Annotated in this window: 6 protein-coding genes; all 6 read right to left on the bottom strand. The window is 59.3% G+C overall.

The features are described from left to right. Nucleotides 1–29: 29 nt before the first annotated feature. The 6 genes from QEH57_RS06465 to QEH57_RS06440 all read right to left on the bottom strand — a co-directional run bounded on the left by QEH57_RS06465 (nucleotide 30) and on the right by QEH57_RS06440 (nucleotide 16,390). Nucleotides 30–4,787: an Ig-like domain-containing protein gene (locus tag QEH57_RS06465; protein ID WP_309005876.1), complete on the bottom strand. Its 4,758-nt coding sequence runs from the start codon at nucleotides 4,785–4,787 to the stop codon at nucleotides 30–32. A gap of 274 nt (nucleotides 4,788–5,061) precedes the next feature. Continuing rightward, the gene (locus QEH57_RS06460; protein WP_309005875.1) at nucleotides 5,062–9,024 is read right to left on the bottom strand and encodes a helix-turn-helix domain-containing protein; all 3,963 of its coding nucleotides are present in this window, start codon (nucleotides 9,022–9,024) and stop codon (nucleotides 5,062–5,064) included. A 68-nt stretch (nucleotides 9,025–9,092) separates the two neighbouring features. Further along, nucleotides 9,093–11,126 carry a glycoside hydrolase family 97 catalytic domain-containing protein gene (locus tag QEH57_RS06455; RefSeq protein ID WP_309005874.1) on the bottom strand — a complete coding sequence of 678 codons (2,034 nt, stop codon included), beginning with the start codon at nucleotides 11,124–11,126 and terminating at the stop codon, nucleotides 9,093–9,095. Continuing rightward, nucleotides 11,127–12,644 carry an arylsulfatase gene (locus tag QEH57_RS06450; protein ID WP_309005873.1) on the bottom strand — a complete coding sequence of 506 codons (1,518 nt, stop codon included), beginning with the start codon at nucleotides 12,642–12,644 and terminating at the stop codon, nucleotides 11,127–11,129. It lies immediately after the preceding gene. A 41-nt stretch (nucleotides 12,645–12,685) separates the two neighbouring features. Further along, nucleotides 12,686–13,765 carry a glycoside hydrolase family protein gene (locus QEH57_RS06445; protein ID WP_309005872.1) on the bottom strand — a complete coding sequence of 360 codons (1,080 nt, stop codon included), beginning with the start codon at nucleotides 13,763–13,765 and terminating at the stop codon, nucleotides 12,686–12,688. A gap of 27 nt (nucleotides 13,766–13,792) precedes the next feature. Next, nucleotides 13,793–16,390 carry a glycoside hydrolase family 95 protein gene (locus tag QEH57_RS06440; protein WP_309005871.1) on the bottom strand — a complete coding sequence of 866 codons (2,598 nt, stop codon included), beginning with the start codon at nucleotides 16,388–16,390 and terminating at the stop codon, nucleotides 13,793–13,795. Nucleotides 16,391–16,636 lie beyond the last annotated feature (246 nt).

The raw sequence follows: 16,636 nt of genomic DNA, 5'->3' as shown, positions 1-16,636 counted from the left end.
GCCCTGCTAGATATGAATGGAATGCGCGGCTACTCCACGGTCGCGTTGTCGGGAATTTGCAAGCCGGAGGGAATGCTGGCGCCGTCCGAGATCGTAACGTTTTCGCCAATACGCACGAAGCCGCCGATCGTCACTCCGTCGCCAATCTCAGTTCCAGAACCGATCCTCACGAAGAAGCCTATTTCCACGTCGTCGCCGACGCTTACCTGGGAATCGATCGTCGCGAAAAAGCCGGTTTCGACACGGGCGCCGAACGCGACGCCGTCGCCGTAGGTACCGAAATGGCCTAGCATCGAATCCTCGCCCACGCTGAGGTCGTCCCCTGCCCGGGTGAAGAAACCGAGGCTGGAGCGGTCGCCGACCGATACGCCTTCACCGTACTCGCTGTACTTTGCGAGCTCCGCTACGTCGCCGAGCACAGCTCCGTCGCGCAGGATTACCCAGCGTTCCACTGCCGTCTCGGAGCCGATGAACACGTCGTCACCCAGCCAGCTGTAGTCGCCGATAGAGCTGCCGTCGGCAATCGTGAAGCCGTCGCCGATAGTCGTCTCCCGGCCGATGCTCACGTTCTCGCCGATGAGGGCGTTGTCTCCGATAAGAGCATTTTTCCCGATCACGCTTCCCGCGCCTACGAAGGGATTGTAGCCGAGGCGAGCGCTTGGCGAAACATCGGAACCTGTATCCACGCAGACATCACCATAGCCATCCGCGTTGATATCCGCCTGGTCCGCATTCGGAGTGGTGGGACAACTGTCGACCAAGTCCTCCACGCCGTCGCCATCGTCGTCGAGATCGGCATTGTCACCGGTTCCGTCGCCGTCGAGATCGCTCTGCTCGGTGGGATCCAATGGGAACGCATCCGATTCGTCCGGGGTGCCGTCGTTGTCGTCGTCGGTATCGGCGTTGTTTCCTGTACCGTCTCCATCGGAATCCGTGTCTTCCGTCGGGTCGTTCGGGAAGGCATCGCCGTTATCTCCGACGCCATCCCCATCCGTATCCGTGTCTTCCGCAGGATCCAGCGGGAAGGCGTCCAACTCGTCCGGCGTGCCGTCGCCGTCATCGTCGGCGTCCTCGTCATTGGCGATCCCGTCGCCATCGGTATCGGCTCGCACCGTGATCTCAACGGTCGCCGCAGGACTGTCATCCGTGCCGTCGTTGGCCACGAAGGTAAAGCTGTCCACTCCGACAAAGTCCGGATCCGGCGTGTAGACGAGATCGGGAGCGACTCCGCTCAAGCTGCCGTTGGCAGGTGGCGTTTGCACCGAGTAGCTCAAGGGCTCCTCGTCCGAGTCGGATCCGCTCAAGGTTAATGCGACGGATGTATCCTCCAGAGTGGATACGCTCTGAGACTCCGCATAGGGAATCTTATTGTTCGTAGCGTAACTTGAATACAGGTCCGCAACCGCATCCGCATCCAAACTCAATCCGTAGATACGTACGCTATCGATGAGCCCCTTGTAGTATAGGTTTATGCCATTGCTTCCCAAGTAGGCGTCGGCAACGCCCTCCAAGGTCTTGGTCGTTCCCGTCTTGCTGTGGTGAAGAGCACCGTTGGCGTACATCGCCATCTCGCCGGTGGCGGCGTTCTTGGTGAACACCCAATGATTCCACTGACCCCGCGTTTTCGCTGCCGGAGTATTTTTGAAAAGCCGGTCATAGGTTTTCGCGCCGATCTTTCCAGCATCCCAAATGACGTTGTTCTTATTATCTGGCAGTGCGAGGCTCATCATCTTGTTGCCTGCCCCATCGAATGCGATGAAGATTGAATCCGGACGCGGCTGGGAGAGATCTCCGTAGATCCAAAGGGCAATCGTGATTTGCTCGCCTACCGAGCTAAACGCCTCTGCGGGAATATCCACGCTCGTGGCGCTGCCGTCGAAGGCCATGGCGCTGCCGCTGATTCCAGCCACCCATGTTCCCTCGGAGGCTAGCCCGTCATGGCCAGAAGGTCCGCTATCCGATACGGTGGAGCCCGACGCATCGTCGAACTCCCAGGAGAGCAGCAAACTGTCTTCCCAAGTGGATACAGCAATTTCCAATGTCGCCGTGGCGCTGCGGCCCGTTCCGTCCGAGGCCTCGACCAGCCAACTGTTCAAGCCTGCGTCCGCCGCTTGCGGCGTGCCGCTCAAGGTCCCGTCGGCCTGCGCGCTCAACCACGACGGGCCGCTGAGAATCGCGTAGCTCACCGGATCTTCGTCCGCATCCAACGCGGCCCCTTCAAGCGTGCCTTCGTACGGCGTGCCGATGACGGCTTCCAAGCCTTGTATCGGATTGGAGACGAACACAGGGGCGTCGTCATTAACAAGTTCCACGTTCAAGAGAATCGTCCCGGACCGGCTAACGTTCTGCCCGTCGCTCACCTTGAACCCCAGGCGATCCTCGCCGAAAAAGTTGGGATCGGGCGTGTAGACGAGGTTGGGCGCCGTGCCGCTCAGCGTTCCGTGCTCCGGCTCGACGGAGATCTCGAACGTCAACGGATCCCCGTCCGGATCGCTACCCGTCAGAACAATGTCCGCCGGGCTATCTTCCAACAGGACGACGCGACTCGAAGTGGGACGAGGCGTGTGGTCGTAGACCGTGAAATTCCAAACCTCGCCCTCGATCACCGAAGCGTCGGCCTGCACTGCATCGACGCGCCAGTAATAGGTCTGATCGTTCGTCAAAATCCCCGGATCGAAAATATTGTTCGTCTGGTTCCCTTGGAATACGAGGTTGTCTGGCGACGTTCCGAAATAGACGTTATGGGATACGGCGTCCAGCCCACCCAACCACATCAGGTCGGCATCTACTTTGATGTTTTCCCGTCCCACCGGCGGTACTGCCATAGAAGCGTGCGGCTCCTTGCGGCCGCCGATCCAGTATTCATCATCTCCATACTCGTAGGCGCCGATGTCTGGAGCCGCACCAAGGTAGCCAGCGGTCACGTCAATTTCCTGCCCATTCACCGTACATACGGTAGGCGTGCCTTGGTCGATCAAAGCGACGGCGTCGGGGCGTGGGCGAAAGTCCCAGTTGGCCGGATCTCGCAAGAGGGTCGCCATAATCGCAGTGCTATCGTTCTGGCCCACGTAGTTGTGGGAGGAAACTCCAGGCAGCGGGTCGTCCTTGATCATGTCGGCCGCGTTGTTGCGGGTCAGGGTATGGGCATTGCCTCCCAGGGAAACGGTTACCGCCAGTTCCGACTGAGCGCCGCCGATACCTATATTGTTATAGACTTCATGGAAATCGCCCTTGAGGTAATAAGCATCTCCGGGACCAGCGATCCCTTTGATATAAGTCGACAGGGCGACGTTGCGATAGAGGTTCGCCCTCACCCCTTCTAGAGGCTTGTTGTTCCCGTCCCAACGGAAGTCGCGACGATTGCCAATGAACCAATTGTAACGTCCCACCGACTCGATCACGTGGGCCAGCGGCGAGTACATCGAGGAGGAATCGCTTCCCTCCATCTTGCCGCAGCCGGTGTGGAAATTATATTCGCTGGTCCAGGGACGGCCTTCCTCCGGATCGTAAAGAATGAACTTAACGCCTTGGGCGCTGCCGGCGGTGTCGATCGTATTGCGACGGTACACGAAGTCCCGAGACCTGGAAACGGTGATGGTCCCCTGAGAATGGAGAAAGTAAGGTGTGCCCGTATCCGGCGAAACGGTGGCGTGATCGATGTGGTAGAACAGGTTGTTCTCCACCAGCATGTTCTCCACGAAGTTGCCCCACAGGCCAGACGCATCCGCATAGCGAAACGCGCAATTGTATATCGTGGTATTAACGCAGAAGTCTGCCTCCGTACCTTCGAAAAAAGCAGTCTGCGGCACGTCGGTATCCCCCAGCGAACGCTTCGAAGCCGCGTAATAGTTAAATTCGCAGTTTTGCAGGGTGATGTTGTCGGACGAGGCGAAGTAGAAGGTCGTAGCGAAAAACTCGATACCGTCGACCACGATGTCATGCGTCCCCGCGTCGCCTAGCAAAGAATAGGCATTAGTGCCCTTGGCGAAGATTTGACGCCCGTTGGGACTTTCCCCGTCGTCTGCCCACAGGTACAAGGTTCCGGTCGATTCGTCGTAACCCCACTCCTCGGCCGTATCCAGCAGCACGCGCTCCGCATTGTTCAAGCCTCCCTCGAAGAAGTATTCGTGGGAGCCTTTATACTTGCCGACTTTCCGGTAGTTGAACCGGTCCGATCCGACGCCGTGGTTTTCGACCAGCCTCGCGAAAGTCGAGTGGTTTCCGAAATTGAGCACACCGACGCAATCGGTGAAATCGATGCCGAGCGAAGCCAATTGGGCGTCGATCACCGTGCCGTTCGTCGACCCCGGATCCTTGCGGATGCGAGCAGGCCCCTTCGTCCAACAGGTATCCGAAAACACGGGGGCGTTCGGGAACCGGGCCAAAGTCATGAGGCGGTCGTCCACGAACAGCTGGGTGACCGGCTCGGCCACCGTCGTCTTGTAGACGTTACCGGTGTCCAGCGTCCACTCGGAAGCGACTTCGAAGGTGCCATCCACCGTGACGCTTTCGCCCGGGTAGGCGGTCACGGTAATCGGGCTTCCCTCCGCTCCGGCAACTCCAGACAAATCGATGGTCTGGCCGCGATAAACGCCGCCTCGGATAAAGCAGGTATCCCCCGGGCCCAACTGGTCGACAGCCCGCTGAATCGTAGCGAACGGACTCTCCAGCGTTCCTGCGTTGGAGTCGCTGCCCGTGGTTGCCACGTAGTAATCCGCAGCCTGAAGGGCGCCGCCGGAAAGGGCAAAGCACGCTATTATGGTTTCACAAAGCTTTTTGTATTTCATGAGGTTTTGTCTTGGGGTTCAGATTCGTAGCCGCCGCCCTTCGAGGGTCCGCGCTACGGAAACATCGACTTCGACTAGGCCCGGAATTTCCGGGGTCGAAACGAGGCGGCCGATTGCCGCGTAGATACCGATAAGTCGCTAGTTCCGAGCGCGCCAAAACCAAGTGTGCATTTGTGCCAGATACGGAACCATTTGTCCTTCCATCTGCTAATAAACGACTTACGCAAAACGCCTTACACCTGCTAACGGCCTTCGAGAGCGCCTTCTACCTCGCTCAAACGCTCGATTTCCTGCGGATCTCAGAGGGGGCGCAGTCGAAGCGCTTCTGAAAGGCGCGGGTAAACGAACGCGGGTCCGAATAACCCACCACCGACGCCACGTCGGACACCCACTTGCCGCTCTCCAGCAGCTCCTTGGCCTTGGCGAGACGGTAGTTCTTGATGGCCTCGGCCGGCGGCAATCCGGTGACCGCCTTGCACTTTCGGTAGAAGGAGCTGCGGCTCATTCCGACCTCCTTGGCCAACACATCGGTGTTGAAACTGTAGTCGTCCCAGCGGCTCTCCAGAATCTCCCGGATCCGCTTCACAAACCCGAGCTCGGCTTCGTTCGAGACGGACTCCGAAACCTCCTCGCTATCGGCTTCCAGCAAGCGCGATTTCAGATACTTGGCAAAGCGGGCCCGAGCGTCCAAATGGCTCGCGATCCGCTTCTTGATCAGCGGAATGGATACCGGCTTGGTAACGTAATCGATCGCCCCGGCCTCCAGTCCAGCCGCCTCGCTTTCCCGCGATGCCAGCGAGGTTTGCAAAATGATCGGGATGTGGCTGGTGGCGACGTTCTTCTTGAGAGCATCGCAAAACTCGACGCCATCCATCTCCGGCATCACCACATCGGAAATGATCAAGTCCGGCATCCGCTGCAGGGCGAGCTCGATCCCCTCGCGACTTCCCTCGGCTTCGATCACGGCGAAGTCGGCCGCCAATTCCTCCGCAATGTATTCCCTCAGCTCCTTATGGTCGTCCACCAAGAGGATAAGCGGCTTGGCCTCGCCCTTCGCCCGGGAATCGGCTGCCGCATCCCCCTCCGCCTCCGAGCCGACTTCAGCGGGCGCCGAAAGCGCCTTCTCCTTCTCAAGCTCGCCAGCGTCCACCGGTAACATCCCTTGGAATTCGATGGTGAACCGGGAGCCGTGCTGCCGTCCTTCCGCGCTTCGCGTCGGACTCTCCGCCGTGATGGTCGCCTGGCAGAAATCCACCAGTTCCTTCACCAATGCCAGGCCGATCCCGTGGCTCCGCATCCGATGGCTCGTTCCCTTCGAATCATAGTAAAACGGCTCGAAGATCCGCTTCAGGATAGTGGGCCGAATTCCGAAACCGTCGTCCTCCACGACCAAGCGCAAAGCCCCTTCTCCCAGCTCCGGACCCATTTCGAGGGAGACGGAAATCTCGGCCTTCGAGGGGGAATGCTTGATCGCGTTCAACACGAGATTGTCCAAGAGCTTGCGATAAAGGTCCTCGTCGAAGCGGGTAAGGTAACGATCCACAGCGCACGAAAAACGAACCACTTGATCTCGCGAAGCCGCAAGATTGTCGAAGTCGCCCACGATCAGGCGGGTATAGCGAACGATGTCTCCAACTTTTGGATTCAAGCGATACTTCTGGGCCCGAGCCTTGTGCAGGTCCAGCAGCTGCTCTACCAGTTGGTTTAGCCGGCGGGCGCTGCGAAGGGCCGTGCCCAAGCCTTTCGAATTCTCGTCGATCCCCTGCTCCTTCACGAACTTTTCCAAGGGCATCATGATCAAGCTCAAGGGCGAGCGCAGCTCGTGCGACACGTTCATCAGGAACCGCGTGCGAACCCCATCGAGCTCCGCCATATGCCGAATTCGCTGCGCCAGCAACAAGATCACCAACCCGATGACGACGAGCGGAATCGCGATCACCGCAACGAGGAACCAGGTCGTTTCCCAAAACGGGGCGACAATGGTGAACGACAGCGCCGCCGGGGTTTCATCCACATTCCCGTCTCGGTCCCGGGCCCTCACCTTGATCGTATGGTCCCCCGCCTCCAGCTCCGAGAAATACTTCGAAGTCTCCGGACCGAACAAGCTCCATTCGCCTCCGTCCAACTGATACGAATACTGGAGCTCGGCATGAGGCGTGTCCGACCATTCGTCCACTCCATCCCAACTAATGTAAGCAGACCTTGAATACAGGGAGGACTCCGGAGTATAGAACACCATGGTATCCGGCGCTGCCTCGTCCTCGCGAAACCGAAGGCTGCGGAAGTCCATGACCTGGGTCGTCCGGGAGTTTTCGGTGAAGTACCAGCTGCGGCTCGCCAAGCTCACCCAAATGGATCCGTCCTTCGACTGCCGCAAGGTCGCCCCTTCGCGAATGCCTCCCACACGGGGCCCGGCCACGTTTTCCCACTTCCCCTTGCGATAGCGGTCCAGACCGCTTTCAGTTAGGGCGTAAACGGTTCCGTTTTCCTGTACCAACAAGTTCGATACATAGTTCGAACTCAAGCCGTCGTCCACGGTGAACATGCGCAAGGCCTCCCCATCGAAGAAATGCACGCCGCGTCCCCAGTTGCAGTACCAGAGCGAACCATCCTCCTCCGCGTGAAACTCGTCGATCCAAATGACCGGATTTTCGGAGGGCAGCTCCAAGGGCACCGCCCCCTCCTCATCGAGACGATAGATCTGGTTTTTGCTGTAGAGAAGCTCCCCGTCGTCTCCTTCCTGGATCGATATGATTCGCTGGTGGGCACCTGCTAGCCGCTCCTTAGCGTAGCTCCCGTTTTCCACGCGGAAGCGAACGATTCCCCCCTTGCCCTTGCCAACCTCGAACTCCTGCCCGCAAGCGAACACCAAGCTTCCATCGGAAAGGGAACGCGCCGAAAAACGGCTGATTGTCCCGCCCAGTTCCGGCAATTCATGCAGCCTCCACCTGTCTCCGTCGAACTGGTTGACCGCCGCTACGCCGCGGTGCGAGCCTGCGATCCAAACCTCGCCCTCCGCGCTCAGGATGGCCACCAAGGCATTGTCGATGAGCCCGTCCTCTTCGCCGTATCGATGCCACAGGTCCCGTCGCGTATCGTGCACCACGAAATCGCCGGACTTCGTCAAGAAGCAGAGACGGCCCTCTCCCCAATCGCACTGGAAGTTCAAATCGACGAACTCCTTCCAGCGCTCGCCCGCATAGTCTATGCGAGCCAGCCGGCTGCGGTCATGCGGACTGCTGCTTTGCATGAACCAAAGGTACCCGTCCTGGTCGACGCGCATGAAGGTCGTGAGCTCGGTCAAGTTCAGGCTCGCGTTCGAGATCGAACTCCATCCGCCGCCCGACGCCACCGAGATCGAATCGTTTCCGGAAATCAGCAGCTTGCCTTTCTCCACCTCGAGGATCGAGTGGTTCCGATGGGTGCCGCCCGATTTAAGCAGATCGATCTCGTTCCACTCTCCGGTCTTGGGATTGAAGCTGCGCGGCGGCCGACTTGGATTGACGTCGACGAACCAAAGAAGCCCGTCGCGGGTGGCCTCGATCATTCCCGTCCGGCACGGCCTGCCGTTGCCTACGCTTTCGAAGACATCCCACCGTTGCCTGACCAACGCCTTCCCGCCATTCGGGCGGCAACGATAAACCCCTCCCAAAGCGTCGAGCGCCCAAATCGCCCCCTGCTCATCGAGCTCGATGTCGAGCAGCCGGCTGGCGATCTGTACCGAGCTCTGGATCTCGTCGCCCAGCACGCTGTGAATCTGGCCGTCCGCGGCGAACCAAAGCCTTCCGTCGTCCCCTTCCAAGATCCGCCGACAGCGGTTCGCCCCCACGTTTCCCAGCAGCTTCCAGCTCCCCTCGCTCAAACGGAAAAGCTCCGTCCGGGACAAGGCATACACGTCGCCGCTCTTGCTGGCCTTGATCGCCCTGGCCCCCGAGCGCGGTCCGCCGGGCAAGCCGAAATCCTGAAAGGTCTTCCCGTCGTAGCGCAGCACCTTCGTATCCATGCCGATCCACACCGTTCCCTCCTCCGCAATGTCGAAGGAGTGAATCGACCCGGCCCCTAGGCCTTCCACGTTTTGCCAGCGCCATTTTTCGCTGATGGCTTCGATTTCCTTCGGAACATACAACTGGCTCGCTCCCGCCAAGCAGCCACCCGCGAGCAGCCCGAGCCAAACCAGCGACCGAGCAAGAAAATGAACGAGACCTAAAACGCCTCCTGTACCTCTGTCTGTATTCAACACTTCGTTACCGGCGCTTACGCGGCCAGCTCAGGCAAAACGACGCCATCGCTGGCCCTTTCAAAAAATCAGGACGCAGGGCGTATCCACATGCTATGGCCTCCGCCCGGAGCGATCACGATGGGCAGCACGTCGCCCCGCTTGGCAGTGAGCCTGCGCACCTGATACAATTCCCGCTTCGTTTCATGAGGCTTCATCTCAAGGCCCTGCTCCGTGGCCTCCTTCTTGGTGCCGGGACCGTAATACTCGTAGCTAGCCCCGGGCGCGTCCTCGTACAAGGTTACATCGTAGCTGACGCCCTCTTCCAGGAAATCGAGCGCCACCGTTCCTTCTCGCCCAGCTTCGTCCGCCAAGGACGCCACGAACCACTGCTCGCCGCTCCGGCGGGCTAGGGTGATATGCTTCCCAATCTCCGCGTCCAGGACCTTGGTTTCGTCCCAAGTCATGGGCATCCGGGCGATGAATTCGAATAGATCCGCCTTGCGCCGGTAGGCATCCGGATGGTCGGGCAAGGTCAGCAAGCCGCTGGGAAACAGGAGGCACTGGGCCACCTGAGAAGCCACCGTCGACGGAATTTGCCGATGGCATTTCTCGCGGCTGATAAACGTATCCAAATCGAACATACCGCAACTGCGATCTACCGGCCCGGCGAGGGCATGCACGAAAAGCTGGTTGATCAAGCGGCTCGGCGTCGCCGACGGCCGACTCGGTCCGTCCAACATGCTATTGACGTACTCGTAGGCGAGGATGTTCGGATAGGTTCGCTGGTATCCACTGGGCTTATACGGCTCATGAAGCACGTATTGGATCTGGTACTCCGCGCACTTCCTCACCACCTCGTTGCTGAGTTCGATGGGGTTGCTGCTTCCAGCGCCTCCCAGAAAACCCATCTTCACTCCCGCCACGCCCCACTCCTGGTACTGGGACAAGGTCTCGTCGAGATCGTAGCGAGCGAAGGCTTTGGAATTAACGTACAACCACAGGGCTACGCCCTTCGACTTCGCATAGGAACAGATCTTCTGGATGTCGACCTCGGGGATAAAGGTTTTCGGGTCAGACTCGAAATCGTGCTCGGGACCGTACCACTCCGCATCCACCATCACGTACTGAAGGTTGTTCTCCGCGGCGAAATCGACGTAGCGCAGGTAGCTCTCCGTCGTCAGCCCGTACTCGAAACCATCGTCGGCATGGGCGCCGTGGTTTCGCCAGTCCCACAGCGACTTTCCGGGCTTGATCCAAGAGCTGTCCTCCAGGCGCGAAGGCTCGTTCAAGTTGACGATCAAGGTGGACTCGATCAGCTCGCCGGGACGCTCGCCGATGGTGAGCGTTCGCCACGGCGTAAGGCGACCGGCTACCTTTGCGAAGTCGCTCCGGTAAGTGATGGAATTTCCTTCCAGCTGGACACCGTCCGAGACCGCATGGTTCACGCCGGCCTCGTGGAGCGAAAGGTAGGCATCGTCCGCCAGCTTCAGGGTTAGCGGCGTCTTGATAACCTTCGGCTTAAAGGTATAGCGGGTGTTCGCGGTCACCCGGGCCTGGTCCTCTTTCTCCGGTTCCCATGACGCTACCTCGATCGCGTCGGACACCAGGGTGGAAGACAAGGGATGCCAAGCGATCGGATTTTTGGATACGTAACGGATCGAACTGGCTTCGTGCTGGTAGGCGGCCTCGTTGAGGGCCCGACCTTCCGGAAGCTCGTAGCGGAAAGCGACCCCATCGTCATAGGCCCGCAACACGATCGTTTGCGGCGAATCCGTATCGGACGCCCCGCCGACGCGCAGTCGAATCTCGCGGTACGCGTCTCTGTAGATCCTTTGCGGTCCCCAAACCGCTTCCCACGATTCGTCGCCGGCGGAGCGACTCACCTCGTAGACCTCGAGCACCTGCCCGGCTTCCGCCTTCAAGCCCAAGGGCGAGGCCTCGACAAGCGGTTCTCCGTTCAGGCGAACCGCGTAAAGGATGTCACCGTCCTCAGCCTGCCAGGAAACTTCGATACTCCCGTCAGGAGAAGAAAGCTTCTCGGAGTTGCTGGAACACGCCGCGAACAGGCCCGCAATACAGGGAGCAAGAACGGCAAGAAACAGGATACGATTCGCCTTCATCTATTCCTTCCCCGATTTCCAAAGTACAATTTCGTCCACGTCGTTGCTCACGACAGGTCCCGCCGTACTACGCCCGCGGGCCACGTCCTCTTCCAACTGCTTGAGCAACTGGGCCACCACCTCCGGATGGCTGTGATACAGGTTCGTCGTTTCGCTGGGATCCTTCTCCATGTCGTACAACTGGGCAATCGGCGCCCCGCTCGCGGCCGCGTCCTTTTCCGTCGGCTTCGTCCAACCTCCGGACCCCTTCGACAAAAGCAGCTTCCACTTCCCTTGACGGTAGGCGAAATGGCCGCGAATGCCGTGGTGCACGATACCGTTGCGGGTGGATACGATCTTCTCGCCCTTCAAGGCCGGCAGGAAGCTGACGCTGTCAACGCCTTCCGTCTCCGGATACGAAGTGCCGAGGATATCCGCGCAGGTCGCCATCAAGTCGGTAAGGCAGATGGCCTGGTCGCTCTTCGACCCCGCTTCCACCACGCTGGGCCAACGTACGATGAAGGGCACCCGATGCCCGCCTTCCCACAGGTCGGATTTGAATCCACGAAGCTCGGCGCTGGAATAGTGCCCCTTCGCCTCCATCGCCTGGTAGTCGGAAGGGTTGGCCGAACAACCGTTGTCCGCAGTCACCACGATGATGGTATTCTCGCCAAAGCCGGCCTCGTCCACCGCAGCGACGATCTGACCAATCACATGATCGGTTTGCATGACGAAGTCCCCATAGGGCTCGACCCCGCTCTTGCCCTGCCATTCGGGAGCCACCGAGATCGGCGAATGCGGCGAGGTGAGCGGCACGTAGGCAAAGAAAGGCGTATCCTTCTTTTGCTTACGGATAAACTCGACCGTCTTGCGCCCAATCTCCGGCAGGACGTCGACCGCCTCGAAACCGGGCTCCGCCCACCCGGTACGCTCCTTCCAGAAGTTCTTCTTCACCGTTGCTTCCCCGAGGAAACGATCGTTCTCGATATAGATGTAAGGCGGCATGTCCAGCGAGGCGGAGATCCCATAAAAATAGTCGAAGCCATGGTGAAAGGGACTGTCCTCGATCACGCCGTTCCAATCGACATTGTTGCCATTGTTGGCGGCTGGCTTTCCGTCCGTGGTCGGCAAGTCCATTCCCAAATGCCACTTGCCGATGGCTGCGGTGTTGTAGCCCTGCTCCTTCAAGAAATCCGCCACCGTCACCCGCTCCTTGGAGATCAAGGGTGGGCTATAGCCCCAGAGCACGAAGGTCTGCAGACGGGTACGCCAATTGTAACGCCCCGTGAGGATTCCATAGCGGGTCGGCGTACAGACCGCCGAGCTGGTGTGGGCGTCAGTGAAGATCATGCCTTCCTCCGCCAGCCTGTCCATGTGCGGGGTCTGGATCTTTCCCCGTTCCGGATTGAGGACCTGCACGTCGCCGACCCCCATGTCATCCGCCAGGATGTAGATAATATTGGGCTCAGCAGCCCAAGACTCCGCAACGCCCAGCAGCAAAATCGCCGCCAAGCGCCAGCTCCCTAATATCGAACTCATAGCTTTCATCTAAATTCCTTTTCGTGGTGGGGGTTATAAAATCAATTTTCCTGACCGGATGCTCGAATTCGGAAAACGCAGGAGACCGAACCGCGGCCCCCGTTCCAATTCACTCCGGATGCCAAATACAAATACTGGGGGCGCCCCTCCTTGAGCAACAACTGGGGACGCTCGAACTTCTCCGCTCGCAAGACCTGGGCTCCGGCCAGATTTTCCGGCGAAACATAGCTCGACATCGTGTCGTATCCAATAATCGGATCCTCAAAATTCCTTCCATCCTCCGAGCGCCACAGGTAGCCGGTCCCCGCGCTATTGTGCGTCGTCAGCAGACAAATCCTGCCGTTCTCCTGGAAGGCGTAACCATCCTCGATTTCGCTCTGGTTGCTGGTAAGCGGTTCCTGCTCGAAGACGTAAGGCCCCTCCAGCTTGTCGGACACGGCCAGCCCCATGCGACGCACGTCGCCCTGCCGCATGGCCTTGTAGTAGAGGAAAAAGCGCCCGTCGGGATGGGCGAAAAGCGCCGGATTGTTCACTCCCACCACGGAGCGATAGCTCCAGATAGACGGGTCTTCGGGAAGCGAGAGCAGCAGACCGTCGCCGCCCACCTTCCGCCACGGCCCCGCCGGGTGGTCCGCGACCAACATCCCGATTCGTTGCGACTCTACCCGCTCCTTTCGCTGCCCTCCGGCATTCGCAATAAAAGTCAGGGCGTAGCGCTCTCCCACCTTTTGCACGTTCGGATTATGGGGAGACTGGCGATCCCAGGTGGCCCCGCCCGTTCCCTTGGCAACGACCTCTTTGTATTTAAAAGGACCTTCCGGGCCATCGCTTTCGTAGCGGGCGATCTCGCAATGGGTCAACCACGCGCCGAAACCTTTTTCAATGGGCCAGCGCGACACGAAAAGGTGCGTCTTCCCTTCCGGCCCCAGCACCGGCGAAGCGCCCCAGATATGGTAGCCCTCCTCTTCGACCGCAACTCCGACATACTCAATGCGATCCGCCCACGAACGATCCTTCGCGTAGTCTTCGCCGGACTCGCCGGCGCTGATACAGGGCGGCGCTCCAGACAGGAATGTCCAGAGCACCGCGGGGGTAACAAAACGTTTTAGGAGCGAAGCCATAAGCTGAAAGAACCGGAACGATCCGACCTAGCGCCAGACCTTCGATTCTCCCTTCCGCAAGGATATCGGCTCGCTGAGAGCGCCCTCGGAATAGACGCGAAAACGTCCATCGCTCGTAGCCCGAATAATAGCCTCCGCGAGTTCGCCATCCTTCCACTCGATATCCACTTCGAATCCGCCGCGGGCCCGAAGCCCCGTGATCTTACCGGTTGGCCACGCCGAAGGCAAAGCCGGCAACAGGTGCAAGATATACGGAGCATCTACCAAACTCTCGTCCGGCACCACTGGCACGAAGTGATTGGGCTTTTCCGGATCCGACTGGTAGGCCACGAATGCCGCCTCTTCAATGGACTCGGCCTCGTCGTTCACGCTGCGAAGATGGCTTTGTAGCAACATTTCGCATACACCCGCGGCGCCGCCGAAATTGCCGTCAATCTGGAACGGCGGATGAAAGTCGAAGAGGTTCGGATAGGCCCGCTGGGACGTCAGGAAACGGTAGATCTTGTGGGCCCGGTCTCCATTGTGCAGACGCGCCCAAAAATTCGTCTTCCAGCCGGTGCTCCACCCCGTGGACTCGTCGCCGCGGTGAGCCATGGTTACCAGGGCCGCTTCGTGCAGCTCCTTGGTGGTAAGCGGCGAAATGTCGCGTCCCGGATGCAAGGCGATCAGGTGCGAGATGTGACGGTGCTTGTTGTTCGGATCGTCCCAGTCCTCGGGCCATTCCTGCAGCTGCCCGTGTTGCCCGATCTTCTGCGGGCAAAGCTGCGGAATCATCTTCTGCAGGATCTTCCGGAAATCCTCGTCGCGATCCAAAACGTAAGAGGCTTCGATGCAGTCGGTGAAGAGATTGAGGATCAACTGCTGGTCGTAGGAAGCGCCCCAGGCTTGCTTGTTCAGCTTGCCGTAAAGCTCCTTCAGGTAGTCGTTTTCCGGCGACCAGGTGGGATAAACGACCAAGGTGCCATCCTTCCAAGGAGCCAGGTAACCCACGAAAAACTCCGCCGCGCCCTTAAGAATTGGATACACCTCTTCGAGATACTCTTCGTCGCGGCCGAAAGCGTAGTGCTCGAACAAATGCTGAGCCAACCAATGCCCGCTTTGCTGGGCCCGGCGCCCATGCTCGTTCTGCGCGGTAAATCCGAATACATTGCTGTTGAGCGAAACGCTCCAGCCCTGCTCGACTCCATAGGTTTCCCGAGCCGTATAAGCCCCAGACTCCGCCAAAACCTTCATCCACTCCACGAACGGACTAAAGGACTCGGGAAGGTTCGCGGTTTCCACCATCCAGTAGTTCATCTCCACGTTGATATCGGTATGGTAGTCGCAATTCCAGGCGGGCTTGAGGTCCGCGTTCCAAAGCCCTTGCAAATTCGAGGGCACGGGTGCGCCGCGCGAGCAGCTGATCTGCAGGTAGCGGCTGTAGTTGAAGTATAGGTTCTCGAGCTCCAAGCTCCCCTTGCCCGCTACCAGCTCATCGGTAGTCCCCCCCGACGAATCGAAATCCAACTCCAGGAAACAACGCTCCATCAAAGCCGATACATCCTCGCGGTGCGCCGCCCGCAAGGCATCGTAGCCGAGCTTGCTCGCCGTCGCAACCGCCGCTTCGCAGTCCCCCGCGTAGTCACGCCCCTTGAAGCTGGGATAGTCCGGCAGGTAATCGGAATAGCCAGCGAGATAGATCGTCACCTCCCGAGCCCCCTTCACTGCGATCGTCCCGTCCGCTTGGGCCGTCACCTCACCCTTGGACCCGGCATCGACCTGCACCAACTGCATAAACTCCGTGTTGTCCTGCACCATCTCGGCCTCGCCGCGCAACTCGATCCTGCGCCCCTGGGCCTTCACCTCAGCCGCGTGCTTGGTGGTCGCCTGCACCGTCAGGTCCAGCGTCGCGTTCTTAGCGGTATAGCGTACGACCAGCACATCGTTCGGATAGCTGCAAAAGTACTCTCGGGTGAATTCCCCCTTGCCGATCCGGTAGCTCACCGACCCCAGTCCCGTACGGATGTCGAGCGAACGGCGATAGTCGCTCACCGACTCCTGCTGGTGCCCGGTCGAAATCAGCAAATCGGCAAAGGGAGCGTAGTTCCCCAGCGGCTCCTGAGAGCTCAGGTACTTCGTGCCCAAGGCCTCCATGCTTCCCTCGCCCGAGCCAAACTTGCCCTCGCGGTAGGCCTTTCGCACCGTATCCAAATTCTTGTAGGCGCCGATGCGCGTTCCCGATTGGGCCACCTCGTCCATCCCGCGCTTGGTATTCATCCAGAGCGTGATGTCGTTTATGAGCAAATGCTCGGTATCCACGCCTCCGGAGAACATCGCTCCCAGCCTGCCGTTGCCCAGGGGCAAGGCCGTCTGAATGTAGCCAAAGGCATCCGCTCTTCCGCCCATCTTGGTCGTAGCCCGCTTGAACTCCGGATTCGCCGGCGAGTCGTACCGCAGCACGAATCGCTCGTCGCTCGCGCTTGCGAAAGCCACCGAGGCGCCGATGGCCCCCAAAAGAATTCCACGTTTGATTTTCGAAAACACTCCAAGCTCTCTCATTCTCAGTTCCTTAGCGGTCCGATTCCGGATACGTTCGATCAATCCGCCGTTCGCAGCGGGACAAGGGGTTTCTCTGGCGAGATTCATAAGTTTCAGGAAGGGGTAAACATTCGGAAAACTCGCGATACTAACACATCCGAACAGCAGCCGGTATCGCCTAAAAAGGCTATTTGTTTCGAAGAAAGCGCAAGAATCAGCGCCCATGGGCTCTTCAAGGCCCCCATGGCAGCGAACCCTGACGCCGCATCGGCGTGCCCGGCCGAACGCTCCTCGCACCGAGAAACCATGCCCCCCGGTAAAACTGCCTCCCTTAAACACCAACCCGCCCAGCGC

Source organism: Pelagicoccus sp. SDUM812005 (assembly GCF_031127875.1).
Taxonomy (GTDB): Bacteria; Verrucomicrobiota; Verrucomicrobiia; order Opitutales; family Opitutaceae; genus Pelagicoccus.
The sequence above is the reverse complement of the archived record's forward strand: the minus strand, read 5'-3'. Positions and strand labels throughout refer to the sequence as shown.

Bases quoted from the DNA above. Each gene is read 5' to 3' on its own strand.
- QEH57_RS06445 (WP_309005872.1), bottom strand. From the start codon at position 13,765: ATGGCTTCGCTCCTAAAACGTTTTGTTACCCCCGCGGTGCTCTGGACA.
- QEH57_RS06455 (WP_309005874.1), bottom strand. From the start codon at position 11,126: ATGAAGGCGAATCGTATCCTGTTTCTTGCCGTTCTTGCTCCCTGTATT.
- QEH57_RS06465 (WP_309005876.1), bottom strand. From the start codon at position 4,787: ATGAAATACAAAAAGCTTTGTGAAACCATAATAGCGTGCTTTGCCCTT.
- QEH57_RS06450 (WP_309005873.1), bottom strand. From the start codon at position 12,644: ATGAGTTCGATATTAGGGAGCTGGCGCTTGGCGGCGATTTTGCTGCTG.
- QEH57_RS06440 (WP_309005871.1), bottom strand. From the start codon at position 16,390: ATGAATCTCGCCAGAGAAACCCCTTGTCCCGCTGCGAACGGCGGATTG.